Annotated in this window: 22 protein-coding genes and 1 tRNA gene; 15 read left to right on the top strand and 8 right to left on the bottom strand. The window is 56.7% G+C overall.

Translation table 11 applies throughout. The features are described 5' to 3' along the window. The first annotated feature begins 2 nt into the window (after positions 1 to 2). The 8 genes from G547_RS0104060 to fusA all read left to right on the top strand — a co-directional run bounded on the left by G547_RS0104060 (position 3) and on the right by fusA (position 5,642). Positions 3 to 419, top strand: a complete 417-nt coding sequence (locus G547_RS0104060; protein WP_036187007.1) for an NUDIX domain-containing protein — start codon at positions 3 to 5, stop codon at positions 417 to 419. Positions 420 to 468: 49 nt separating this feature from the next. After that, positions 469 to 894 carry a hypothetical protein gene (locus G547_RS0104055; protein ID WP_027328735.1) on the top strand — a complete coding sequence of 142 codons (426 nt, stop codon included), beginning with the start codon at positions 469 to 471 and terminating at the stop codon, positions 892 to 894. Between the two features lie 11 nt (positions 895 to 905). Beyond that, on the top strand, positions 906 to 1,043 hold the full coding sequence (locus G547_RS23310) for a hypothetical protein (protein WP_157209779.1): 138 nt from the start codon (positions 906 to 908) through the stop codon (positions 1,041 to 1,043). Between the two features lie 8 nt (positions 1,044 to 1,051). Continuing rightward, positions 1,052 to 1,327 carry a hypothetical protein gene (locus G547_RS0104045; RefSeq protein WP_027328734.1) on the top strand — a complete coding sequence of 92 codons (276 nt, stop codon included), beginning with the start codon at positions 1,052 to 1,054 and terminating at the stop codon, positions 1,325 to 1,327. A gap of 4 nt (positions 1,328 to 1,331) precedes the next feature. After that, a complete protein-coding gene (locus tag G547_RS0104040; protein ID WP_027328733.1) occupies positions 1,332 to 1,829 on the top strand; it encodes a hypothetical protein in 498 nt (165 codons plus the stop codon). 25 nt (positions 1,830 to 1,854) lie between these two features. Next, the gene (locus G547_RS22945) at positions 1,855 to 2,652 is read left to right on the top strand and encodes a peptidoglycan-binding protein (RefSeq protein ID WP_084645660.1); all 798 of its coding nucleotides are present in this window, start codon (positions 1,855 to 1,857) and stop codon (positions 2,650 to 2,652) included. A gap of 142 nt (positions 2,653 to 2,794) precedes the next feature. Beyond that, the gene (locus tag G547_RS0104030) at positions 2,795 to 3,304 is read left to right on the top strand and encodes an MOSC domain-containing protein (protein WP_027328732.1); all 510 of its coding nucleotides are present in this window, start codon (positions 2,795 to 2,797) and stop codon (positions 3,302 to 3,304) included. Between the two features lie 250 nt (positions 3,305 to 3,554). Further along, positions 3,555 to 5,642: an elongation factor G gene (fusA, locus tag G547_RS0104025; protein WP_027328731.1), complete on the top strand. Its 2,088-nt coding sequence runs from the start codon at positions 3,555 to 3,557 to the stop codon at positions 5,640 to 5,642. 116 nt (positions 5,643 to 5,758) lie between these two features. Here fusA and G547_RS0104020 read toward each other — a convergent pair whose 3' ends face one another. Together G547_RS0104020 and G547_RS0104015 are read right to left on the bottom strand one after the other, a co-directional pair. Further along, a complete protein-coding gene (locus G547_RS0104020) occupies positions 5,759 to 6,454 on the bottom strand; it encodes a spermidine synthase (protein WP_027328730.1) in 696 nt (231 codons plus the stop codon). 84 nt (positions 6,455 to 6,538) lie between these two features. Further along, positions 6,539 to 6,615 (bottom strand) — tRNA-Arg (locus G547_RS0104015). A gap of 213 nt (positions 6,616 to 6,828) precedes the next feature. Here G547_RS0104015 and G547_RS20075 point away from each other — a divergent pair. Beyond that, positions 6,829 to 9,306 carry a ThuA domain-containing protein gene (locus G547_RS20075; protein WP_084645658.1) on the top strand — a complete coding sequence of 826 codons (2,478 nt, stop codon included), beginning with the start codon at positions 6,829 to 6,831 and terminating at the stop codon, positions 9,304 to 9,306. A 162-nt stretch (positions 9,307 to 9,468) separates the two neighbouring features. Next, positions 9,469 to 9,714, top strand: coding sequence for a TIGR02647 family protein (locus tag G547_RS0104005; protein WP_027328729.1), 246 nt, complete (start codon positions 9,469 to 9,471; stop codon positions 9,712 to 9,714). On the opposite strand, the gene G547_RS0104000 is transcribed toward G547_RS0104005, so the two are convergent. Together G547_RS0104000 and G547_RS0103990 are read right to left on the bottom strand one after the other, a co-directional pair. Continuing rightward, a complete protein-coding gene (locus G547_RS0104000; RefSeq protein WP_157209778.1) occupies positions 9,708 to 10,055 on the bottom strand; it encodes a hypothetical protein in 348 nt (115 codons plus the stop codon). The two genes, G547_RS0104005 and G547_RS0104000, sit on opposite strands and share 7 nt — an antisense overlap. Before the next feature lie 424 nt (positions 10,056 to 10,479). After that, a complete protein-coding gene (locus G547_RS0103990; protein WP_027328726.1) occupies positions 10,480 to 11,457 on the bottom strand; it encodes a hypothetical protein in 978 nt (325 codons plus the stop codon). A 267-nt stretch (positions 11,458 to 11,724) separates the two neighbouring features. Between G547_RS0103990 and G547_RS0103985 the strand changes: the two genes are divergently transcribed. Next, positions 11,725 to 13,125: a hypothetical protein gene (locus G547_RS0103985; protein WP_027328725.1), complete on the top strand. Its 1,401-nt coding sequence runs from the start codon at positions 11,725 to 11,727 to the stop codon at positions 13,123 to 13,125. An 83-nt stretch (positions 13,126 to 13,208) separates the two neighbouring features. Here the strand turns inward: G547_RS0103985 and G547_RS0103980 are convergent, their stop codons facing one another. The 3 genes from G547_RS0103980 to G547_RS22480 all read right to left on the bottom strand — a co-directional run bounded on the left by G547_RS0103980 (position 13,209) and on the right by G547_RS22480 (position 18,343). Continuing rightward, positions 13,209 to 15,005: an alkaline phosphatase D family protein gene (locus tag G547_RS0103980; protein WP_084645656.1), complete on the bottom strand. Its 1,797-nt coding sequence runs from the start codon at positions 15,003 to 15,005 to the stop codon at positions 13,209 to 13,211. Positions 15,006 to 15,137: 132 nt separating this feature from the next. Beyond that, a complete protein-coding gene (locus G547_RS0103975) occupies positions 15,138 to 15,509 on the bottom strand; it encodes a YajD family HNH nuclease (RefSeq protein ID WP_027328723.1) in 372 nt (123 codons plus the stop codon). Positions 15,510 to 15,682: 173 nt separating this feature from the next. After that, positions 15,683 to 18,343: a GDSL-type esterase/lipase family protein gene (locus G547_RS22480; RefSeq protein ID WP_051234784.1), complete on the bottom strand. Its 2,661-nt coding sequence runs from the start codon at positions 18,341 to 18,343 to the stop codon at positions 15,683 to 15,685. Positions 18,344 to 18,728: 385 nt separating this feature from the next. On the opposite strand from G547_RS22480, the gene G547_RS0103965 reads away from it, so the two are divergent. The 4 genes from G547_RS0103965 to G547_RS20060 all read left to right on the top strand — a co-directional run bounded on the left by G547_RS0103965 (position 18,729) and on the right by G547_RS20060 (position 23,083). Further along, positions 18,729 to 19,913, top strand: a complete 1,185-nt coding sequence (locus tag G547_RS0103965; RefSeq protein ID WP_027328722.1) for a WD40/YVTN/BNR-like repeat-containing protein — start codon at positions 18,729 to 18,731, stop codon at positions 19,911 to 19,913. A 5-nt stretch (positions 19,914 to 19,918) separates the two neighbouring features. After that, a complete protein-coding gene (locus G547_RS0103960; RefSeq protein ID WP_027328721.1) occupies positions 19,919 to 20,197 on the top strand; it encodes a MoaD/ThiS family protein in 279 nt (92 codons plus the stop codon). A 152-nt stretch (positions 20,198 to 20,349) separates the two neighbouring features. Further along, positions 20,350 to 21,519 carry a helix-turn-helix domain-containing protein gene (locus G547_RS20065; protein WP_051234782.1) on the top strand — a complete coding sequence of 390 codons (1,170 nt, stop codon included), beginning with the start codon at positions 20,350 to 20,352 and terminating at the stop codon, positions 21,517 to 21,519. Positions 21,520 to 21,709: 190 nt separating this feature from the next. Then, positions 21,710 to 23,083 carry a family 16 glycosylhydrolase gene (locus tag G547_RS20060; protein ID WP_084645652.1) on the top strand — a complete coding sequence of 458 codons (1,374 nt, stop codon included), beginning with the start codon at positions 21,710 to 21,712 and terminating at the stop codon, positions 23,081 to 23,083. A 34-nt stretch (positions 23,084 to 23,117) separates the two neighbouring features. Here G547_RS20060 and G547_RS0103945 read toward each other — a convergent pair whose 3' ends face one another. Continuing rightward, positions 23,118 to 24,071: an alpha/beta hydrolase gene (locus tag G547_RS0103945; RefSeq protein ID WP_027328720.1), complete on the bottom strand. Its 954-nt coding sequence runs from the start codon at positions 24,069 to 24,071 to the stop codon at positions 23,118 to 23,120. Between the last annotated feature and the right edge of the window lie 30 nt (positions 24,072 to 24,101).

The raw sequence follows: 24,101 nt of genomic DNA, 5'->3' as shown, positions 1-24,101 counted from the left end.
ACATGAACAAAGCTTGTCCCGTGGTATTGCGAACCCGAGCAACCCAATTTGAAATTCTCGTCTTTAGGCACCCATTGGCAGGCATTCAACTGGTAAAGGGCACCATTGAACCCAGCGAATCCTACCTGTCGGCGTCAGAGCGAGAATTGAAGGAAGAAGCTGGAATCACGTTAAAAGCAGAGTATCCACTGCTAGAGTGGCAGCGACGCCTTGATGAGCCCGTATGGAGCATTTGTATGATGGCAGCAGGGGATCACCTGCCCGACCACTGGGATCATTACTGTAAAGATGACGGAGGCCACGTGTTTCAGTATTTTTGGCATCCGTTATCGCTACCACCGGGTTCAGAATGGCACCCGGTATTTATCGATGCCCTCACCGTCATTCGCAAAACTCTAGTCGGCATGCAACATCGGTGAACGGAAAGAACTCAAACTGAACCTAGCGCTGAACACAAGGAACGATCGAATGAAAGATAACGATCTTTTTAGCCTTACGCCAACAAATCAAGAAGAATCGATTTTAACGACCTCCCAGCAAGCAGAATCCATCAACGTAAAAGGTTCGGTATTAGAGCATCAGCTTTCTCTTGAGAATGGCTGGTACCTTGTCCTGACGACAGCGAATTCACCCTACGATGAGGCTCTCTACGCCACTCTGATCGACCAGGATTTTAAGGTTGCGGATCAAGTCGAGATTTCCAACGACCTGACACCAGGCGTTCTGAAAGATATTCAAATCAGGGACAAAGATTGTTTGGAGTTTTCCTTCAATAAACCGGACCCGTACATTCTCGATGTTGACACGAAAGGTTTCATAATCCCAAAACCAAGTGATAAGGGAAAAAGACCTTTTCACACGATCTTCAAGAAGAAGCACTTGCACATTCACTAAGAAGAGATCCAATGGCGGACGAACAACAACTCACAACGGGCCTGGAGATTAACCTGAAAGACGCCGAAGAATACTATCTGCTGGATATCAGTGCCTGGAGGGTCAAGAACGACGATAAGGCCCAGCGGTTACCGTATACCGCAGAATGACGAATTATATGCCGTTCAATACAAGATCGGCACGCCTTCTGGGGAAGCTGGATTTTACCGAAAAGGGGCTGGCAGAAAAGTATCTGAGGATCAACGGCATACGGGAAGATCATGTCCCAAGTCAAAGCTCGATCGCCCACATTGATTTCATTTGGGAAGTGCTTCAATATTATAGCGAACAACCGTTTTCTCCAGTTGTTTTATCGAGTATGCTCAACAGTGTTTTTTGGGAGATTCAGCCGGGTTTTCCGGCCACTGATGACACACAAAATATGGAAGGATAGTGTTTTGACGAAAAAAAACTTCCCGGCAATCGTTATTCTGACGATTGTATACATGATCCCTCTTCAGGCCTGTAGTTCTGACTTTCAGTCCCAGCCAATCAACAATGAAGGAAAAGGCGCCAAAATGGAGTGTTCGGAAGAAGACGTTTCTCTAAAGGCTTTACCGGCGAATGTATTAGTCGTAACGGATATAGAGAGTATAGATGCCTTCTCCGAGACCGACGCCAAGCCAGGTAAATATTACTCAGAGATGGGCGGCGCCGAAATCGTTGTTTCGGTTGAGGCAGACGAGAACGCTTACCGCGTAACTCGGACATTTTCCGAGCCTACGCTACCCTCTGAGTCCGAAACGTTCACTCTAAGCTGTCTAAAAGACGGTACCGCTTATGGAAGTGATGTGGTGGCTCGTTTTGTGGAGGGAGGCATACTTTGGCTGGAGACGAACCCAACCAATGAATCTTTGCCATCAGATTTGTGGATTTATTTGAAGCTAACACCATAATAGTCCTCTATAGGGAGATTTTACAATGCCTAGTCCAACACTACGCGTATCCAAGCGCGGGGAAGCCGTTTCCGACCTCCAAAAGATCTTGAACAATGTTGTCGAGGTGGATCCCCGGTTAGTTGAAGATGGTATTTTTGGCCTTGCTACTGAGAAGGCGGTAAGGAAGTTTCAGAGAGATTCGGGGCTTCCTGTCGATGGAATTGTCGGACCCATTACATGGCGTGCCATCACTGCTATGTCAGAAAGGCTAAACGGAGCAAGTAGCCGTATTTTTTCGCCTCAGTCTGAGTTGGCTGATATAGCGCGCAGGTATATCGGGACCACAGAAACAGATGACAACAAAGCGGGCAATAGCCAGGCTCTGTTAAACATCTTCAAAGCGGACGACCTGGTCACAGCTGGAGGAACAGACGGTTATCCATGGTGCGCTTCGTTTGTTTCATTCTGCGTTCAAGAACTATGCCGAAGATCGCCTTTTTTTGGTTCCCTAAACCCACCTAGAGAGGCCTCCGTGAGCAGGTTTTTGTCCGAGTGGGCCCAGAGTACAAATTGCTTAATATTTGATAATTCATCAAGGACCTTTAAGCCCAGAAAAGGAGACATTGTTGTTTTTGTTTTTTCCCATATCGGAATTGTAGATGCAGTGAGCGGAACAACCCTCACTACCATTGAGGGCAACACCAATGAAGCAGGAGGTCGAGAGGGAACATCGGTAGCGACAAAGAATAGAGCTTCGAGCCTTATACGGAAGTTTATCCGCATTCCAGTAACGACTGGTCATTTGAATTCCCAGCTTAGAGAGGTTAGCCGGCTCTGCTGAATCATTTTTCGTAGAGTGCCGCAGGTCTGACCATCAGAGCGCCGCGAGAACCTCCCACCGCTACACTAGCCTATGGCGCCCCTTTTCTGATCCAAATGAAGAGAATATGCTGGCGAGCCCACACCCTATAGAGAAGTACCTTATGAAAGCCCAGTCCCGCCTGCTCGATAAGCTGTGCCAAGACCTTCCACAGGGACGGCTCGAATGGATCGGCCTGCGCAGTGAACGGCGCGGCACTGTATTGGTGGCGGAGACCGCCCTGGCGGTCGAGGGTCAGGGGCTTGAAGGCGACCACCGCATGACCAAGACCCCCGGTTCGGCCCGGCAGGTGACGTTAATCAGCCGCGAATTTATCGAGGCGATAGGCCGGCATACCGGCCATTCCAGCATCGACCCGGCGCTGTTGCGGCGCAATCTCGTCATTTCTGGCATGAATATGAACCTCCTGCGCCATCAGCGCTTGCAGGTTGGCGAAGCGGTGCTGGAAACCACCGCCCTCTGTCACCCCTGTTCCCGTATGAACGAAGCGCTGGGCCCCGGCGGTGCAGCGGCGATGTATGGCTATGGGGGCCTGTGCGCCCGGATCATTCAAAGTGGCCGTATGACGGTGGGAGACCCGGTGGTGCGCCTGGCAGCAGCGAGCGATCAATGAAAGGGGACGGAGGGAATAGACTGTTTCGTCTGAGACGCAGGAACAAGGCTGGACACCCATACATCGACCCGGCTTTCACCGGTCCGGACCGGCCAGAAAGAGGCGAATTTAACCAGGATCGGCTACTGAGGAGGTAACACTAAGCCGCTGGTCGGAAATTCGTCACATTTAACGAGCAAAATTCCCCAGTTTCCAGTATATTCGCTGCCTATTTTCACCCCCCGTGTTCAACCCAGCTTTAGAGAGCGCTATGACTGATCTATCCCTTTACCGCAACATCGGCATCTTCGCCCACGTAGACGCCGGCAAAACCACTACCACGGAGCGTATCCTTAAGCTGACGGGTAAAATTCACAAGCTCGGCGAAGTGCACGAGGGTGAATCCACCACCGACTTCATGGACCAGGAAGCCGAGCGCGGCATCACCATCCAGTCGGCCGCCGTCAGCTGTTTCTGGAAGGGCTACCGTTTCAACGTCATTGACACCCCCGGGCACGTTGACTTCACCGTGGAGGTGTACCGTTCGTTGAAGGTACTCGACGGCGGTATCGGCGTGTTCTGCGGCTCTGGCGGCGTGGAGCCCCAGTCCGAGACCAACTGGCGTTATGCGAACGACTCCAAGGTCTCGCGCCTGATTTTCGTCAACAAGCTGGACCGCGTCGGTGCGGACTTCCTGCGCGTCACCGATCAGGTGAAAAAGGTTCTGGGCGCCAAGCCGCTGATCATGACCCTGCCCATCGGCCGTGAAGACACCTTCTCGGGCGTAGTGGACCTGCTGACCCGCAAGGCCTACGTCTGGGATGCGACCGGCCTGCCGGAAAACTACACCATCACCGATGTACCGGCCGATATGGTTGACGACGTCGAGATGTACCGCGACCAGTTGGTGGAAAACGCCGTCGAGATGGACGACGACCTGATGATGGCCTACATGGAAGGCGAGGAAGTCAGCGACGACGATATTAAGCGCTGCATCCGCAAGGGCACCCTGGAGCTGGCTTTCTTCCCCACCTACTGTGGTTCGGCCTTCAAAAACAAGGGCATGCAGCTGCTGCTGGACGCCGTTGTCGACTACCTGCCTGCGCCCCAGGAAGTGAACCCGCAGCCGCTGACCGACGAAGAAGGCAACCCGACCGGCAAACACGCCATCGTGTCTCCCGACGAGCCCTTCCGCGCCCTGGCGTTCAAAATTATGGACGACCGTTTCGGCGCCCTGACCTTCGTACGCATCTACTCGGGCAAGCTCAACAAAGGCGACACCATCCTCAACTCCTTCACCGGCAAAACCGAGCGTGTGGGCCGGATGGTTGAGATGCAGGCCGACGAGCGTAATGAGCTGTCTTTCGCCACCGCGGGCGACATTATCGCCATCGTGGGTATGAAAAACGTGCAGACCGGCCATACCCTGTGTGATCCCAAGCACCCCTGCACCCTGGAAGCCATGGTGTTCCCGGAGCCGGTAATCTCCATCTCGGTGTTCCCGAAAGACAAGGGCGCCACCGAGAAGATGGGTATCGCCATCGGCAAGATGGTCGCCGAGGACCCCACCTTCCGCGTTGAGACCGATGTCGACTCGGGTGAGACCATTCTCAAAGGCATGGGCGAGCTGCACCTGGATATTAAAGTGGATATCCTCAAGCGCACCTACGGGGTGGAGCTGACCGTCGGCCAGCCGCAGGTGGCCTACCGCGAAACCATCACTAAGGAAATCGAAGACAGCTACACCCACAAGAAGCAGTCCGGTGGTTCCGGTCAGTACGGTAAGATCGACTACACCATCAAGCCGGGCGAGCCGAACACGGGGTTCACCTTCAGCTCATCGGTTGTGGGCGGCAACGTTCCCAAGGAATTCTTCCCCGCCATCGAAAAGGGCTTCAAGTCCCTGATGGGTTCTGGCCCTCTGGCCGGCTTCCCGGTGTTGGACGTGGTTGTCGAGCTGACAGACGGTGCTTACCACGCCGTTGACTCTTCGGCCGTTGCGTTCGAAATTGCCGCCAAGGGCGCCTTCCGTCAGTCCATGCCCAAGGCCGGCCCGCAGTTGCTCGAGCCAATCATGAAGGTGGACGTGTACAGCCCGGAAGATCACGTGGGTGATGTTATTGGTGACCTGAACCGTCGTCGCGGCATGATCTCCGGTCAGGAGCCAGGCGCTACCGGCGTTCGCATTAAAGCCGATGTACCGCTTTCAGAAATGTTTGGTTACATCAGCACCCTGCGTACCATGACCTCTGGCCGCGGTCAGTTCTCCATGGAGTTCTCGCACTACGCGGCTTGCCCGGCCAACGTGGCCGAGACCGTGATCGCCAAAGAAAAAGAGAAGAACGCCGCCGAAAAGTAACCGCGGATTGGTGTCACTCGGAGCCCCGCCAGCGAAAGCTGGTGGGGCTTTTTTTTGAGGTACCAGAAATATTAAAGGGGAAGGTCATGGCCCGCTGTAGTGGCTCGAGGCGAGCATCACCCGCGTGGCTTTCTCTCACTTTGGCTGCCAAGCCAAATGTAATGACGTGCCCCTTTGCCTTTGCGGTGGGGGCGAACTATCTGCTCTTCTACTTTGAAACCGGCGTGCTTCATTCGTGCCTTGAACATCTGGTCGGGTCCCGCTGACCAGACGGCCAAGACTCCCTGAGGGCGCAGCGCGCGTCGGGCCGCTTCGAGTCCGGGGATTGTGTATAGCCAATCGTTCTCACGGCGGATCATTGCTTCCGGGCCGTTATCGACGTCCAACAGTATGGCATCGAAGGCGCCTGATTCTGCCCTTATCAAATCCGCTACGTCGCCCACATAGACATTGGCGCGAGGATCAGTCAAGGGGTGCCCGGAGGCTGCGCCCATCAACTCGCGATTCCACGTCACGACTTCAGGCACCAGTTCGGCGACAACCACCTCAGCATCGGGGCCTGCGGCGGCTAAGGCGGCGGCCAGGGTGAACCCCATGCCCAAACCTCCCACAAGCACACGGGGCTGCTTCGTGGCGCCCATACGCTCACAAGCCAGATCGGCCAACGCTTTCTCGGAACCGTGTACGCGGGTATTCATAAGCTCCCCACGGCCGGGAATCTTTATCGAAAATTCTCCGTCGTGGGTGTAGAGCTTCAATTCAGTCTTGGTGTCAGGAATTTGGGCAGAGCCCAGTAAAACGGTGGGTTTCATGAGGCCTCGGGGGCGGGAATAGGTAGCATCGGCTTCGGTTCGCACGCGCGAATGGGCTGTGCGTTCAAGCTAATGTCTGTTTTATGGCGCACCCGGAGAGATTCGAACTCCCGACCAAGTGGTTCGAAGCCACCTACTCTATCCAGCTGAGCTACGGGTGCGAAACTGCTTGTAGCAATGGGGTCATTCAAGCAGGGCTGCATCATACTCGGGCGCGGGAATTCCATCAATGGGAGAGTAACCCCTAATAGTCATCCTGACTCGCATGACTCCCACGTCTGGTTTATAGTGACAACCTACCTATTTCCGTACTCAGCCTGCACCCAATAAAAACAGGCGAGCCATAAACTCCCGTAGCCAATGTGATGTACCCCATGACTGTGACGACCCCTCGTATTTTCGCTGCTTTCGCCCTGGTGCTCCTGGGCGCCTTTATCGCTTCCTGTTCTGAATCCGACCCGGGGGCCGGGACACCGTCCACCTCGGAGCAGGGGGATCAACTGACCTCTGTATTGATTTTCTCCAAGTCCCCCGAGTGGCAGCACGAGTCGATCCCGGCGGGGGTCGAGGCCGTGACCACTCTGGTGGAGCAGAGAGGCCTGACGCCGGTCGCGACGGCAGATGCCAGCGTGTTCACCGATGAGCAGCTGCAGACCATGGCTGCGGTGGTGTTTGTGAACACCCGTGGGGATGTCCTCAATGAACAGCAGCAGTTGGCGTTTGAGCGCTATATCCAGGCCGGTGGCGGCTTTGTGGGCATTCACTCGGCGACGGACACCGAGGGCGACTGGCACTGGTATCGGCGCCTCGTGGGCGCGGCCTTCCAGTCCCACCCGAGTGATCCTGCGGGCGTGCAGGCAGCCACGCTCAATGTGGTGGGCCCAGATCACCCCGCGACCGAGGCGCTGCCGGAACAGTTTCGCATGGTCGACGAATGGTATGACTTCACGTCCCTGTCAGACCGGCGCCATGACCTCTTGACCCTTGACGAGCGCAGCTATCAAGGCGGCCAGCACGGCGCCTACCACCCCATTGCCTGGTACCACGCGTTTGATGGCGGCCGCGCCTTCTATACGGGCCTTGGCCACACCACCGAGATGTTCCACAACCCCCTGTTTCTGAAGCATCTGGACGGCGGGCTCGAGTACGCCCTGGCAGAGCGCCAGCCACTGGATTACGCCACGGTGAAGCCCGACCCGCGCCGCTTCAAGCGCAACATCCTGGTGGACGACCTGAACGAGCCGGTGAGCTTTGATGTGACCCAGGATTACAGCGCCGCCATGATTGCCCAGCGCCAGGGCAAGCTCCTCTGGTTAGATGTGGCCACTGAAGAGACGTCTGTGATGGCGGAGTTTGATGTGTTCGCGCCGGCCAAGAATATCGAGTTTGGGCTGATTGCGGTCGCGTTTGACCCGGATTTTGCCGAGAACCGGCTCATCTACGCCATGTACAACCTTCCGGATGAGAGCGGCGAGCACGATCTGCTGCAGCGCCTGGCGCAGTTCAAGGTGACCGGGAAAACGGTGGATATGGCCTCTGCGCAGGTGTTGATGGATATCCCCAACGATAACACCTGCTGCCACACCGGCGGCAACCTGGAATTTGACCGCCACGGCAACCTGTTCATCGCGCTGGGGGATAACAGCAACCCCTTCGAATCCAACGGCTCCGGCCCGATCAACAACACCGCCGAGGGGAAGCACCACGACGCTCTGCGCAGCGCCGGCAACACCCAGGACCTGCGCGGCAAGATCTTGCGCATCCACCCGGACAAGAACGGCGGCTACTCCATTCCCGAAGGCAATCTGTTCGACTCGGCTGAACAGGGCCGCCCCGAAATCTATGTAATGGGCACCCGCAACCCCTATACCATCGCGGTGGACGACAACACCGACACACTCTATTACGGCGATATCGGCCCTGACGCCAAAGAAGAGACGGCCGACTTCGGCCCGCGCGGTTACGACGAAATCAACAAAGTGACCGAAGCCGGGAATTTCGGCTGGCCCACCATGGTGGGCAACAATATCCCCTACCGCATGTACGACTATCAGGCCGGCACCAGTGGCAAGCTGTTCAACCCCCTGGCCCCGGAGAATTTCTCGCCGCGCAATAACGGGCTGAAGGTGCTGCCCCCGGCCCAACCGGCGATGATCTGGTACCCCTATAACAACTCCGGGCGCTTCCCCGAGTTGGGTCAGGGCGGCCGCAATGCCCTGGTGGCTGGCGTGTATCCGGAGTCCGGTGACCTGGCCTACCCCGAGTACTACCAGGGCAAGCTGATTATCGGCGACTTTATGCGCAGTTGGATCAAGGTGGTCACGATCGATGAGTACGACGATGTGGTCAAGATCAAGGACCTCGCCCCCGCCGTCGAGTTTGCCGGGCCGCTCGACCTTAAGATCACCGACGATGGCCGCCTGTGGGTGCTTGAGTACGGCTCCCAGTGGTGGGCCGGCGGCAAAGAGGCCAAGCTGAGCGTGATTGAATACGACGCGGATGCTGAACTGCCAGAACCTACCGAAGGCGACACACCAGCCGCCGCAACGGCCGGGGGCATGGGACATGAGGCTCAACTGGAGATTGCCGAGGGTAAAGCGGCCGCCAAAGAGACCAGCTGTGTTGCCTGCCACCAGGAACGCGAAGCCTCGGTGGGCCCAAGCTTTCTGCAGATCCAGCAGAAGTACAGCGACCTGGACGACCCCAAGGGCTACATCGCCAATGCCATCGCCGAGGGCAGCACCGGCAAGTGGGGCGAGCACGCCATGCCCGCCCACAGCTTCCTGGACCAGGAGACCCGGGAAAAGCTGGCGGCCTACATCTTGTCCATCCCCCCGGAAGGCGAAGAGTAAAGGCAGGCTGACTGGCGTCGTCTGGGGCACCCAGGGATGGGACGCCTACGCATTGAAAATACCCGCACTGACCCTGGAGAGCTGCTAAGGTATATTGGTGTCATAGCCCATCAGGCTTCGTTTTGCGACCGAACAACGCACCAACACAATGAGGAACAAGCCATGCCCTTTTCACAAGACCACCTCAGCGAACTCAACTTGCTCGCCCTGTTTGACTCATCCTCATCAATGGAGGGTCTTAAAGTCCATCAAAGCTCCGCCGACCCAGCACTGGTGGCCGCCGCAGAGCGACTGCACGCCAAGGGCCTCATTACTCAAAAAGATGGCGGGTATCTCACCCCCTTGGGCAGTGAAATCTCGGAGCATGTGCAGAAACTACTGGCGGTGGTTAGTAGCAGCGCTCAATAGAAAGATTTGTGGCGTCGCCTGATAAAGTCACATTCCCAGGCTTTTCCGGTATCGCTCTCAGCCATTTCTTCAAGTGCTGGATAAAACTCTTCTTTGGGAAAGTTGGCCCAGTGCCCCAACTGTCTGGTAAGTTCCGGCAATTCTTCATTCAGCCTGTTTGCCAATCTCTGAAAGGTTGCCGGTCCCGGAGAAGCCTTGCCAGCCAGCTCCTCCTGATAAATTGAGCAAAGCTGATCGTAAGGGTTGTTGTCTGTCACCGGAGGTTCAGCACTACTAGTGGCTGCTAATAAAACGGAGCATAGGGCAATAACTCTAAAAGACGTTCTTTCTGCGAAGCTCACTAAACAACCTCTTGTTATGAAGCAAATGCTCTTACCCTTGCCCACATGAACACTCTAATAAAACCCTAAATAGAATGATCCCCACAACCCCAAAAATATCATTAAATTTCCAGACACTATCAGCATGAAAGCCAGCCAGCGATCTTGAGGTAGCACGTAGGATCGAACTAGAGATGCATCAATGAGCCGGGCGTGAATTCGTTTCGCCCAATTTGAGGGCAGTACAATCGCATAAGCGTATAGAACGACTCTGCCCCCGGGACCGTCCCAAGGGCAAGGGCGAGGCTTTCCCTCCGCCTTCAGTTGCTTTTCGATCCTCGCCATCGTTAGGCGCGCGAACCCTAGCCAGCTGATAAACATTAAGGCTAACACTGGAAGACAAACCCAAAAGAACACCCACTCGGTACTCATAATATCTTTGGCCTCACCGGCTCCATAATAGATCTGCAAGCCACTTCCCGAAACTATCCATTTTTGACCCAGTCGAAAATCCAACGGCGATACCCGCCCCTATCACCACGACCCATCCAAGGGGCGTGACACCGAGACCTATCATTGTTAGAGCTCCGACGGTAGCTTGACCTGCCAACATACCGCTAGCGCCTCCAATGCCGAATCCAGTCGCCTCCCGCGACAGCTCCCGCTGCCAGTTTTCATTGCGTTGGTAGCTCTCATATACCCCGGTTAAACGTGCGCCCACATCTAACACAACGGCTCCGTTTCCCGCAAAACGGATGCTACGAGCCAGCCGGTTTAATCGTTCTACTTCGGCGACATTGTCGATTGAAAGTTTCGACGCCCGGTGGTGCTTGGCGAGAGTAATACCACGATCGGCGTTATTCAGAATATGTCCACGATTCGTATTGCGAAACGCCGGATTGCCTATGCTGTTTAACTCTACCCGGTACCGTTGCGCCATAGTGGCATATTTACGCCTAGCCATAGCCTCCAGCTCTACTTTACTCGCCATGCTAGCGCGACCACCGCGCTTGTGCTCATTGAGCTTTATAAGCGCGTCCTGATAATCGACCATAGTGCGTTGAAAGGCGGTTAGCCGGGCCCCGTTGGCAGTGGCACCGGCACCAACTAGGCCGTTAGTAGCCTCGAGATTGAGGTTTGTCAGGTGCCGATCATAGAATTCAGCAATAACATGTGTTTGCTCACCGAATTCATCAATGGTGCAGGACAATTGGCGTCTGTGGGAGTTCGGGAGCTGTTGAAGGCTGCTCAGGATCAACGGGTCCTGAGCCGAGGTAAATTCCGAGCAATAGGGGCTTTGGGCATTAAGGCCGTTGCGACATTCGGCATTTTGCTGGAGGAAGCGGTCAATAGCTTCCTTATCTCCGGCGGCGAACAAGTCTTTGGCGGGGATATGCTGGTGGGGGAGAAAGAATTCCGACATGGTAACGACTCCTTGTTGAGATACTCACCTTAATGGGTTTGCGGTAATGACATCGACAGAAATCGAATTTACCGAAACCTGTAAACGAAGTAAACAGGCAACCGCCACAACTTATGCATGTGTGATATTCATCACAACGAAAGGTCACCATCGCCACGCTCTTCTGCGGGGAGAGCCTCCACCCAACATGGTCACACCGCCTCTTCTGGGTTAGCATGAGGCCTACGGATTACCTCAGACACCCAGCCCGAGGAGTGATTGCCCCCCATGAGAGAGCCGCATCCCCAGCACCCCCGAGAGAAAGCCCTGAAAGTGAACCTTGAGGATAGCCGCTACGGCTCCTTTGCCGAAATCGGCGCGGGCCAGGAGGTGGTGCGCTGGTTTTTTCAGGCCGGTGGCGCGGCGGGCACCGTGGCCAAGAGCATCTCCGCCTACGATATGGCAGTGAGCGACGCAATCTACGGTAAATGTGACCGCTACGTCTGCCGCGAGCGGTTGGAGGCCATGCTCAACTACGAGTACGACCTCACCCTGGAGCGGCTGGCGCTAGACCGGGGCGAGCGCACGGCGTTCTTTTCCTTTGCCAATACGGTCTCCGCCCGCAACTATCAGGGCACCAATGAGTGCCACGGCTGGCTGGGTGTGCGCTTCCAGGCTGAGCCGGGCGCCCAGGCCAGTGAGATCATTATTCACGTGCGCATGCTCGACAGCGAAAACGCGCTCCAGCAGGAAGCCCTGGGGGTAGTAGGCGTTAACCTCGTCTACGGCGCCTGTTTTTTGAGCGATGACCCCGACCTTCTGGTGCAATCATTACTCGACGGGCTGAGCGTTAACCGTCTGGAAGTAGACATGGTGGACTTCTCCGGCGCGGCGTTCGAACGGGTGGACAACCGTATTCTCAGCCTGCGTCTGGTGCAGCTGGGCCTGAGCGATGCGGCCATGTTTGCCGCCGACGGCCGCGTGCTTCAGCCCTCGGAACACCTGCGTAAAAAGTCGGTTCTGGTGGAGCGAGGGCGCTTTCGCCCGGTGACCCATGTGAATATCGATATGCTCGACTCCGCCTTGACCACGATGGAAGCCGAGGCGGACGCAGAGCCCGGCGAGACGGTGGCCATTATGGAGATGGCCCTGAAGAACCTGAATACCGGGGGCGATGTAGATCTGGACGATTTCATCGCCCGCGCCGAGGTGCTGGAGGCGGCGGGCCACACGGTGCTGATTTCCGATTACCCGGAGTACCATCGCCTGGCCTCTTACCTGAGCCGCAACACCAGCGGCCGCATCGGGGTGACCATGGGCGCTCACAGCCTGGCTGAACTGTTCGATGAAAGCTATTACCAGGACTTGGCGGGCGGACTCTTGGAAGGCTTCGGGCGGCTGTTCAAAAACAAGGTCAAACTCTACATCTACCCCTACCGCGATCCGGCCACGGGCCAGTTGGTCAGAGCCGACAACCTTGAGGTGCCCACTCAGCTACGCCACCTTTACCAGCACCTAATGGACAATGGCTATATCGTTCAACTGGAGCGGTTCAACGAGGACTATCTGGGTATTTTCTCGCCGAATGTGCTTCAGCAAATCAGTGAGGGTAACGCGAGCTGGGAAGACCAGGTTCCGGATGTCGTGGCGGAAAAAATCAAACGCCAAAAGTTATTTGGTTACGCCTGATCAGCGCAGTCAGGGGCGATCAGCGGCCTGTTGACCGCTGATCGCAAATAGCGCTCTATGAGTGAATTGGGAAAGGGAGCAACCTACGATGTTACCGCCACCAGGCTCGCACTGGTGTCTGCATCCACCTGCATGCGCATGGAGCGTTCAGGAACGAGGGTGTAATCGCTTTCCTTGATGGAGCTCACAAACTCCCAGCGGGCGTCGATTCGCTCGTGGGTAATGTCGAGCGTCATAAAGCCGCGGTCGCCAGTGTTCATATATTTAAGCCCTTCCACCAGGCTGACGATGCCGGCTTCGGTTTGCGCGTAGGCTTGCGGTGACACTCCCAGGTACTGCTCAAGGCCCGGCGAGCTGACCGAAGAGGTCGCAAGCTCAACTCCCACCGGTGTGCCCTCGGCGTCTGTCAATTCACTGGCCCAGGCGTTGTGGGTGTCGCCAGCGACCACCACGAGCTTGGCATTGGCTTGCCGCGCCAACTGAAGCACTTTCTCGCGAGCGGCGCCGTAGCCATCCCACGCATCCAGGTTGTAGGGGATACCGGGCGCTTGAAGCAGGGCCACCACTTCGGGGGTGAGCTTTCCCTGGTTGGCTTGAAGGTAGGCCAGTTCCTCCTCGGTCAGCGTCGGGTCGTTTTGCTGGGCGCGGGCGGCCAGCAACGCCAGGGGCGCGAGTTCGGCGTAGTCGGGAATGCTCATTTGCTGGGTGGCGATGGCAAAGGGCAAGTACATGCGCCCCATCAACACCTGCTGCCCCAGCATTTGCCAGGTGGCGGTCGATGTGGCCAGCGCCGAGCCCAACCAGTCGAGTTGCCGGGGACCGAGCAGCTCCCGGGACGAATCGTTGATATCGCCAAACAGACCTTCAAAGTCAAAAGCGCCAGTGGTCGAGTCAAAATAATCGGGAATGGCCAATGGTTTTGCCCGGGATTCATTCCGGGTGTCCAGCATCAGAATATTAACCAGATCTCCCCACTGGAACTGCCGGAAGATGCTGGACGGCATGACCAGGTCGTCATTGGTGGCGGCGGACTCGGGGCGAATCGGTAGCCATTCGAAGTAGGCGCGCATCGCGGCCAATTTGCGCTCATCGAACTCGCCCTCTCCGTCATTATGGTTTTCCGCACCGCCGTTGTAGGTGTCATTGGCGATTTCGTGATCGTCCCACACGACGAGGAACGGGTGCGCCGCGTGCGCTTTCTGAAGGTCGGGGTCCGAGCGGTACTGAGCGTAGCGGGTACGGTAGTCGTCCAGCGTGAACAGTTCTCCAGCCGGAAGTGATTGTCGGCCCAATTGTTCCGCCTCCTCGGAGGCGTAGCCATCGATGCCGTACTCGTAGATGTAATCACCCAGGTGCAGAACCAGATCAAGCTCCTTATCAGCGATCGCGTCGTACACGTGGAAAAACCCGGAGGGATAGTTGGAGCAGGAGACCACCGCCAGCTGCAGGCGCTCGCTCGTGTTTTGCGGAAGGGTCCGGGTACGGCCTATGGGAGAGGATTCTGTCGCGGTATTGAAACGGTAGTAATAGTGCGTATCCGGACTCAAGTCGCGAATATCCACCTTGACGGTAAAGTCGCGCGAAATGTGCGCGTCGCCCGAGCCCTCGGTGACGATATCACTGAATGCCTGGTCCCGGGCAACCTCCCAACTTACGCGCACTGACTCGTCGCCGCTGTTAGCGGGGGTCACGCGAGTCCAGAGGATGACGCTCTCAGCCAGTGGATCACCAGATGCAACGCCATGCGCAAAACGACCCAGGCCCAGCTCTGGGCCGTCATCGTCACTACCGCCACAACCGGTCAGGGCGGACGACACGTAAATGCCACCAAGGCCGAACATGCCGGCACGAATAAAACGACGTCTGGATACATTGGGCATGGAAAACTCCTCAAAACATCAAATGCCGTGAGTATCGAGGAGCCAGGTGACAGCAATATGACTGAGGCGATAGCGTGAACCCCAAATCACTCACCAAACGACAGCTATGGGAAAGAGGCTCTAGGTCGTTCGCTATTTTTTCTCGCCCATGAGGGCCTTGAGATCGGCAAAGGGGTTGTGGGTGGCGGCGGGGCGTTCGGTTTCCGTCGTGCTACCGTAGCGAATGAAGTTGGAGAACTTTTCGTGCTCCTCGTCATGGCAGTAGATGCAGAGTAGCTCCCAGTTGCTGCCGTCCGAGGGGTTGTAGTCATGGTCGTGATTCACATGGTGCACGGTCAGCTCGCGCAGGTTGGCACGGGTGAACTCCCGGGCGCAGCGCCCGCAGATCCAGGGGTACATTTTGAGCGCCTGCTCCCGATAGCCCCGCTCGCGCTTGGCGATATATTCACGTTGCTCGGCCAGAACCCGGTCGAGTTTGCTGCTTGTTGGTTTATCGGTTGCCATGTTTCGGTTACCGTTTGCGGTGGTTTAGCCCCTCATCTCACCCCAGTTTTGCCTGAGAATCAAGCCTTTCGACGATATCCTTATTGCGCCACCTTTGAGGGCTGCATTGGTTGCCCGGCTGCCATCTTCTTGGGGGAAGGTGGCAGCCGGGCAACGAACCTTCTGAACGAGGGTTATTCAGCCACCGCGCCCTCTGGAATGGTAATGTCGGCTTCCGGATCGGTGTTTACCGTGTCGCCGTTTTGGGTCATTTTCACCATATACCAGTAGGTTTTACCCGGCTCGAGGTTCTCGTCAACCAGGGTCCCCTTCATTGCGGCACCGGCAAGAAGACGTTCGCGCCCCAACAGGGCGTTCTCATCATTGCGGTAAATGGCAATGTAGGTGATCTCTGGCTCGAAGTATTGAAGGTCCCAGGACACTTCAACGGAGGTGCCGTTGACGATGGTGGTGGTCAAGTTGGTCACCGGCACTTCGCTGACAAAAGGCTTTCTGATTTCGCCTTCGGCTTCGGCGTTGGTGGTGACTCCACCATGGACCACTTTGAACATGTACCAGTAGGTGTTTCCTTCTTCGGCGGTTTCATCCACAAAAGTACCACTGGTGGCCGCACCGGCGACGATACGTTCACGGCCGTCAAAATTCGCCTGGGTATTGCGGTAAATTTCGACATAGGTGATCTCGCCACTGAAGTTCTCAAGGGACCAGTCCAACACGATGTTGGTGCCATCCAACTGCGTTGTCAGGTTCGTCATGACTTCGCCCAGACCTTCGCTGTTGTTGAATACCGCTTCGTAGGTGCTGGCGGCAGCGCCGGTATTGAATTCATAGATGAAGTCCGTTGACACTTCGGCCCGATCAGCTCCGAGCCATTGGGTAAACTCATCGCCTTCATTGGCCAGTGCTTTAAGGGTCATCGGGGTGCCTTCGGGGTACTCAAAAGCCTTGGAAAAGGTGCCGGCCTCCGGCGTCGGTGAAGAGACGCTCATCGCAAAGGTGGGCTTGAGGGCGCCGACGAGCGGTGCAACGGCGTTTATGCCGCTCAGCTCTTCGACGCCTTCGGCCACCAGGCGAGCCATTTCAACCGCACCCTGCTTTTGAAAGTGCACGGTATCCGCTGCGGCGGTCGCATTGCCGTATTGATTGGCCCCAAAGCCCATGTAGTAAAACTCGTTGGCGTAGTCTTCACCCACCATTTCGAGCAGCGCTTTGTTTTTTGCGTTGAGGTCGACCAATGGAACACCCAGATCAGCGGCGAGCTCACGAGTGACCACGGGATGCTCATGATAGGCGTCGTACGGAGCGCCATCCCGCCACTGGTTGCGGCGGACCGTGGTGACGAAGATCGGGGTGGCTCCCAATTCCCGGGTCTCTTCGACGAAGTCGGTCATGTAGCCTTCAAACACGCCACCTGTGGGCGCGCTTCGCTCTTCGTCCTGCGCTCTGTCGTTGATGCCAAACTGAATGAAGACAAAGTCGCCTTCCTGGACGTTGGCTTTTACGTCCTCCCAGTGGTTTTCGTAGTAACTTTTTGAACTACGACCGCCCAGGGCGCGGTTGTCGATCGTGATTTTCGAGTCATCAAAGTAGTGCTGGAAGCCCTGGCCCCAGCCGGTTTGCGGGTAGTAGCCCTCGGCATAGTCGGCCACGGTGGAGTCGCCAATCAGATAAGCGGTGGCGGCATCGACGTTGAACTCGGGGACCACCCCATTAAACGCCGCTACCATGGTCAATGTGCCCGCCGGCATTGTGGTTCTGTAGAGGTTGGTCTCACTTGCTACTTGGCCTGCTGAGTACCAGGCGTCGAAGGTGTCACTGTCGCCGGCACGCACCTTGAGGGTTAGTGGTGTATCGGCAGGATAAGCGTTGCCTTGGGTGTAGAGACTGTCATTCGCGCCCTCTTGCGTTACCGTCAAGGTATATCGTGGCGCGATGCCGTCCAAGAGTGTAGTCAGGGCTTCGTCTGCGTTGAGCTCCTCCAGGCCTTCTACCACGAGGCGAGCCATTTCAATGGCACCGGACTCCTGAAAGTGTGTGCCATCATTGCTGCCATCCGGGTAATTCTCATATTCACCGGCGTCCAGAATCAGATACAGGTAATGCGAGGCCTGCTCCTGACCAAGGGAGTTGACCAGCGCCCAGGATTTGGCATTCAAGTCTACATAGGAAACATCCATATCGGCGGCAACGCTTGCCATTGAACCCGCATAATCATTACCTTCTTCGGTAAACACATTGCGCAGCGCTCCGTCACGATAGGCGTTCATGACCATGGGGCTGACCAGAATGGGCGTCGCCGATTTCGCTCGGGTCTCTTCGACGTATTCGGTCAGGTACACTTCATAGTCTTCCGGGGAGGTGTAGCGTTCGTCTTTGGTCCAGTCCCGGTCATTGTGACCAAACTGGATCATGACATAGTCACCCTCCCCCACTTCGGTGAGGACTTCATCCCAAATGCCATCGACTTTGTAGCTTTTGGTGCTGCGGCCGCCTCGCGCTCTGTTGAGGACTTCGACTTCATCTTCTTCGAAGTAGTATTGGAGCACCTGCCCCCAGCCCGCCTGCGGGTATGACGAGGCGTTGTAGCTGGCCACGGTGGAGTCACCCACCACAAACACCTGGACGTCAGTGTCGGCGGTGTCGGTTGGGGGCACTACTTCTGGTTCTTCCTCGTTTGGTTCCTGCTCCTCCTGCTCTTCCTCCTCTTCCTCAGGGGCGGTTGGCGTTACAGGGGTTTCGGGGTCATTGGGGACGTCATCGGAGCCAGGGTTATCACTTCCACCACACCCGGCAAGGGCGACGGACATTAGTATCAGCCAGATATATTTATTCATATTATCTCTCTTACGTTTTTATGTTATGTCGTAACGGCCTGAAAAGGGACAGGCCCACGCACACTATTATTCCATTTTCACCCAAAATCAAGCATACACACTCAAATAAATTCACGTAATGGCCTTATGGTCACATTGAATGGATTGGTAATGCGTCATTATTATCGAATTTGATTGAAAAGAGAGGGGGTTTCCGCCCCGACAGAAACCCTGACTCCCCGGCGACGGAAGACTGGTTCGTAAAAACTTAAAAACGCGCTTTAACGTCTATATTGAGAGTTGCCGTTCGACTACCGAGCGGGACTGACACAAGCGATGGTAGCCGTACCTGGGGGGTATCGCGGTTGTCAGCCCCATGAATACACCACTTCGTGAGGAAAAGCTGATGGCTGAGACCCTTCTTCTGGGTACCCGCAAGGGCACCGTTATCATTGATCGACAGGCGGCGGGCTGGCGAGCGCGCCCCATTCTTCACGCCGGCGTACCGGTCTGTTACGCGACCCGAGACCCACGCGACGGCACCCTCTGGGCGTCTCTGGACCATGGTCATTGGGGGCCAAAGCTGTCACGTTCCCGGGACGGGGGTAAGACCTGGGAGGACATTTCCTCACTGAAGTATCCTCAGGGGGCGCGGCATATCGCCCAGGTTCTGCCCACGCCGGATTTCGACCCCGAGGCACCGGTCGGGGAGCCGGAATACGCCAACGCCACGGTGTACAAAATCTGGCATCTCGCCTTTGGAGGGGAGGAACAGCCCGGGCGAATGTACGCCGGCACCATTCCCGGGGGATTGTTTGTCAGCGACGACGGCGGTGATACCTGGACCCTTAACCGGCCGCTGTGGGACCACGAGAGTCGCGGTGGTGATCTGTTTACCGGTGGCGCCACCTCCGAAAACCACTGGGGCGGCACTCCGGCCAGCATTGACTATGGGGTATTCGAGCCCGGCATCCACTCCATTATCGTGGACCCACGGGACCCGGATCACCTGCATGTGGCGGTTTCCTCCGCCGGGGTGCTGGAAAGTACCGATGGGGGCCAGAGCTGGACCGGGCGCAATCGCGGCATGCTGATGGACTACCTGCCCAACCCGGAAGCGGATTGGGGCCACGACCCGCACTTTGTGACCCACTGCCCCGGCCAGCCGGATCACCTCTGGCAACAGAACCATTGCGGCGTGTTCTACAGTGATGACGGCGCCCGGAACTGGAAGAAAGTCAGTGACCCGGACATGGGAGTAAACTTTGGCTTTCCCGTGGCCGTGGATGACCGCGACGGCCGAACCGCCTGGGTGGTGCCGGGCCGCAGCGACGCCCAACGCATGACCATTGACGGAGGCCTGTTTGTCGCGCGCACCGAGGACGGCGGCCAGTCCTGGCAGGCACTGCGCAAGGGCCTTCCACAGGAAGATGCCCACGATATTGTGCTCCGACACGCCCTGGATGCCGCCGGCGACCTTCTCTGCTTCGGCAGCACCACCGGCAATGCCTACCTGTCGGAAGACCGGGGGGAGACCTGGCAGTGCCTGGGCAATAACTTCCCTCCCATCTACTCCGTGCGCTTTGGTTGAGTGTTATGCCGACGATTAAGATGACATCGCACCTGTACCGGTTTTTCCCTCACCTGAAGAACCGTACCCTCAGTACCCCGCCCGGTTCGGTCGCCGAGGTTCTGTCTGCCATTAACGATCAGGCACCCGGCTTTACCGATTACATCCTGGATGAACAAGGGGCGCTGCGCCGGCATGTGAAGGTCTGCATCAACGACACGATCGTGATCGACCGGAAAGGCCTTAGCGACCTTGTTCAAGATGGCGATACGGTGTTTATATTCCAGGCGTTGAGCGGCGGTTAGACGACCGCTGTATCGCAGAAAGTGAGAAGGACTTCACTGTGAGGGACTGAAGAGTCCAGTAATGTCTCCCTCTTTGTCGTGGGCGATTGATGCATCCACCCTGTGATGGTTGGTGCGCCACATTACGCGATGCAAACAAGGCATGGATGGGTATGAAAGCGGTCCTGTTCAATATTCATGACGTCGCACTCATCGTTACGGTGGTGGCTTGCGCGTTGCTGGGGTCGCGACATATTGTCGGCTGGAGTCGCCCCCAGCCGTCGGGGTATTTGTTTGGCCTGTTTCTCGCTGTCACGGCTCTTGTCGCCATCAATACCCTGATCCTTTGGGCGGAGCCCATCCGTCACCCCGTTTTCACGGTGGTGCCCTATCTGTACCTCTTTCTCGGAGTGGTCGCTTTTTTGCTGGGCCCCTTTCTTTACTGGCAACTCCAGGCCCATGTGAACCCCCAATTCCGCTTTGGGCCCAAGCAGTGCATCCACCTTCTACCAGCGCTCGTTGCGCTGGTTTATCTGTATGTGGAGTGCTTTCGCTTCCCCCATGCCGTACAGCGGGACTTGCTTCTCAACCTGCAGCTCTATCAAAAACCGAATGCTTTTTACGGCGATTTTGTCACGCTGAAGAAGTTGCTTCCGGTGGTTTACGGTGCCCTGTGTCTACGAATAATTCTGCGCCAACCTGGAACTGACACCGAGCGCTCGATTGGCAGAGCCATACAGCAAGACCAGCTGTCCATCGTGGGGGGATTTACGGCCGTTTGGCTGTGGGCTGCCATGACTCACTTTTTCGGCACCTTTCGGCCCGGTGACATCAGCGATGTTATGGGTATTGTGGGGAATTATTTCAATTTGGGGCTGATTGCCTTTCTGCTGTATCGGGGGTCACCCAAAGCTACCAGGCCGGTCGGCTCTGCTGGGCGAGAGAAAAAGGCGTCATTGGACGAGGCGCTCGTTGTCAGAATAAAACAGGCGATGACAACGCAGGAGGCGTATTTGAACCCACAACTCACCCTGGAGCGATTTGCAGCGATGGCTCAATGCACCCCCCGCGAGGTGTCGATGGTCATCAACAGCTGTTTTCAACAGAACTTCCATGAGTTTGTGAGCCACTATCGAATGGAGGACGTAAAGCGTCGCCTACGCGACCCCCAATACAATCAGTGGAGCATCGCCGACATCGCCCAGGCTTGCGGATTCAATAGCAAGGCGACCTTCCACCGATTATTCAAAAAAACGCAGAGCACCACCCCTAGTTCATACCGACTGAACCATCAAACGCCGGGGCGGGCCACACCGACCGCGTCGCAAACCGCCTGCTCGTAGAACATTGACGCCCTCGACTGTGTCTCAATACAGGCAAAACGTGTATTGAGACTGTCCTTCGCCCCTCCTGGCCACCAAAATGATGCTGTCGATGCCGCCACCCCGGTCGGAACAGCGGCGCATTTAAGCCGCGGTTTCATCAGCGGCGGTGGCAGCGATCTTCATTCTTATAATTTTACAGGAGTTCGTCATGTACTCGTCTTTACAGCGACTCGCACGAGCCATTCCCGCTTGTGCGTTATTAGTGGTAGCGCCACTGCTGGCTGACGCCAAACCTTACAAATCGGCAGAAATATTTACCCAAGATTCTGAACTCTACGGCAAGTATGTCATGCGCATGCGCGCCGGCGAAGGCAGTGGCCTGATTTCAGCCTTCTTCCTCTGGAAGGAGGGGTCTGAAATGGACGATGTGTTCTGGGAGGAGGTCGATATCGAGGTTCTCGGTAAAAACGGCGCCAACTCCTGGCAAACCAACATCATCACCGGGCTCGGCGAAAAAATCACCACTGAGCAGGTACACCCGGTCTCCGAGTCGCTGGCCCGGAGTTACCATACCTTCACGCTGGAATGGAAACCTGACCAGGTTCGTTGGCTCATTGACGGGGAGCTGGTTCGGGAGATCAACGGTAACCAGGCCAGCGCGCTGACAAGCCCCGCCCAGGCACGCTTCAATTTCTGGCCCGCCAACATCGAAGAGTGGGTTGGCCCCTTCGATGATTCAATTCTACCGGTTCACATGTATATCAACTGGTTTGAATACCACCGCTGGGATGGCCAGAACTTCGAGCTGAGCTGGCGCGATGACTTCAATTCGCTGGATTCCTCTCGCTGGGGCACGGCTGACTGGACTTTCGCGGAAAACATGGCGGACTTCACGCCCGCCAACGTCAACACACAGAACGGATATCTTGTGTTGAGCATGACGCCAGAAGGACAAGAGGGCTTTAACGGTACGCCCCCGGAAGACACCGGCGGCACACCGGACCCGGAACCCGAGCCGGAGCCGGAGCCTGAACCGGAGCCCGAGCCCGAGCCCGAGCCCGAACCGACCCCGGGCGCCGAGTGTAACTGGTACGGCACCACGACTCCGCTTTGCACCACGACCAGCAACGGCTGGGGCTGGGAAAACAACCAAAGCTGCGTGTCGGAAAACACTTGCCGCTCTCAGCCCGCTCCATATGGCGTCATCGGTGAGGAACCGGCACCTGAGCCGGAGCCCGAACCCGAACCCGAACCCGAACCCGAACCCAACCCTGGCACCGGTGATGTCAACTGTGAGGTCAGCGGAATCAACCAGTGGAATTCCGGTTACCAGATGGACGTGACCGTTGCGAACGACGGTTCAAGCGCCATTAACGGGTGGGCGATTGAGCTGGACTTCGCCGGTGATCCGCAAGTCACGAGCAGCTGGAGCGCCAATGTCGACACCCAAGGTGGGAACGTGGTGGCAAGCAACTTGAGCTGGAACGGCAACTTGGCGCCGGGCGGTTCCGCCACCTTCGGTCTGCAAGGCAACTCCAACGGCGATCTCACAACGCCGAACTGCACAGTGACCGCCCCCTAAAGAGCGGTCAACCAAGGATGACACCACTATTGGCTCAGGGATGAGCCTTCTCTCCCGTTAAAAACCCGTTTACGTCGAGCCAATGCATAAAGGCCTGGAACCAGGTATTGCTGGTACGATCGGGGTTACCCAAACCGAAGCCATGACCACCGTTCTGGTAGAGGTGGAACTCGACCGGCACACCGGCCTCGTACCAAGACTGAATCAGACCGAACTCGCCATTGAACAGGAAGTCATCCGCGGCAATCGCTGCGAACATGGGAGGTGCGTCTTTCGGCACATCCACCGCGTTCATTCCTCCATAGATCGGCCCGATAAACGCCAGGTCCACCTTCTCTGACTCCAGCGTCGTCGCCATGGTCAGGCCAGCGCCAGCGGAGAAACCGATCATGCCAATTCTATCGGGGTTTACGCCCCACTCATCCTTGCGCTTGAGCATCAGGGCATAAGCGGCCTCGACGTCCTCGATCTGGTTGGAAAGGTCCCACCGGGGCCGTTCCGGGGCCTCCCCCTCATCAGCGGGAGCATTCTCAGCCTCTTCAAAGCGCCGGTTCATCTGCTTTTCAAAGCCTTCCAGCGTAGGCGCTGTGGGTTGCAGACGGTATTTGAGCACAAACGCGTTGATGCCCTGCTCGGCCAGAGCTTCGGCCACTTCCCAACCTTCATTGCCCATGGACAGCCACATAAAACCGCCCCCCGGTGCGACAATAACCGAGGTGCCGTTGGCCTTGTCGGGGTCCGCCAACACCGGCGTCAACGTCGCCTTGGAGATATTGCGGGCCATGGGGTCGCCCCACTGACGGAACCAGGTTTCCGGCTCGCTTTGCTGTTCCACATCGCCGGTCTCAAGCGGTATGGCGTTGGGCTCTTTCGGAGCGTCCATGGGGGTCATTTTGCCGTCCTGGGCAAGCGCCATGGTGCTGAACACCATCAACACCGCAACCAGGCCTTTGCGGCAACCCTGGAAAGGTAAGCTTTTCATCGTCATGTTCCACCTCTGGTTATTGTTAATTACGCT

Origin of the sequence: Marinimicrobium agarilyticum DSM 16975, from assembly GCF_000423345.1 — a bacterium.
Classification (GTDB): domain Bacteria; phylum Pseudomonadota; class Gammaproteobacteria; order Pseudomonadales; family Cellvibrionaceae; genus Marinimicrobium; species Marinimicrobium agarilyticum.
Note: the sequence above shows the minus strand (reverse complement) of the source record. Positions and strands in the feature narration are given on the sequence as shown.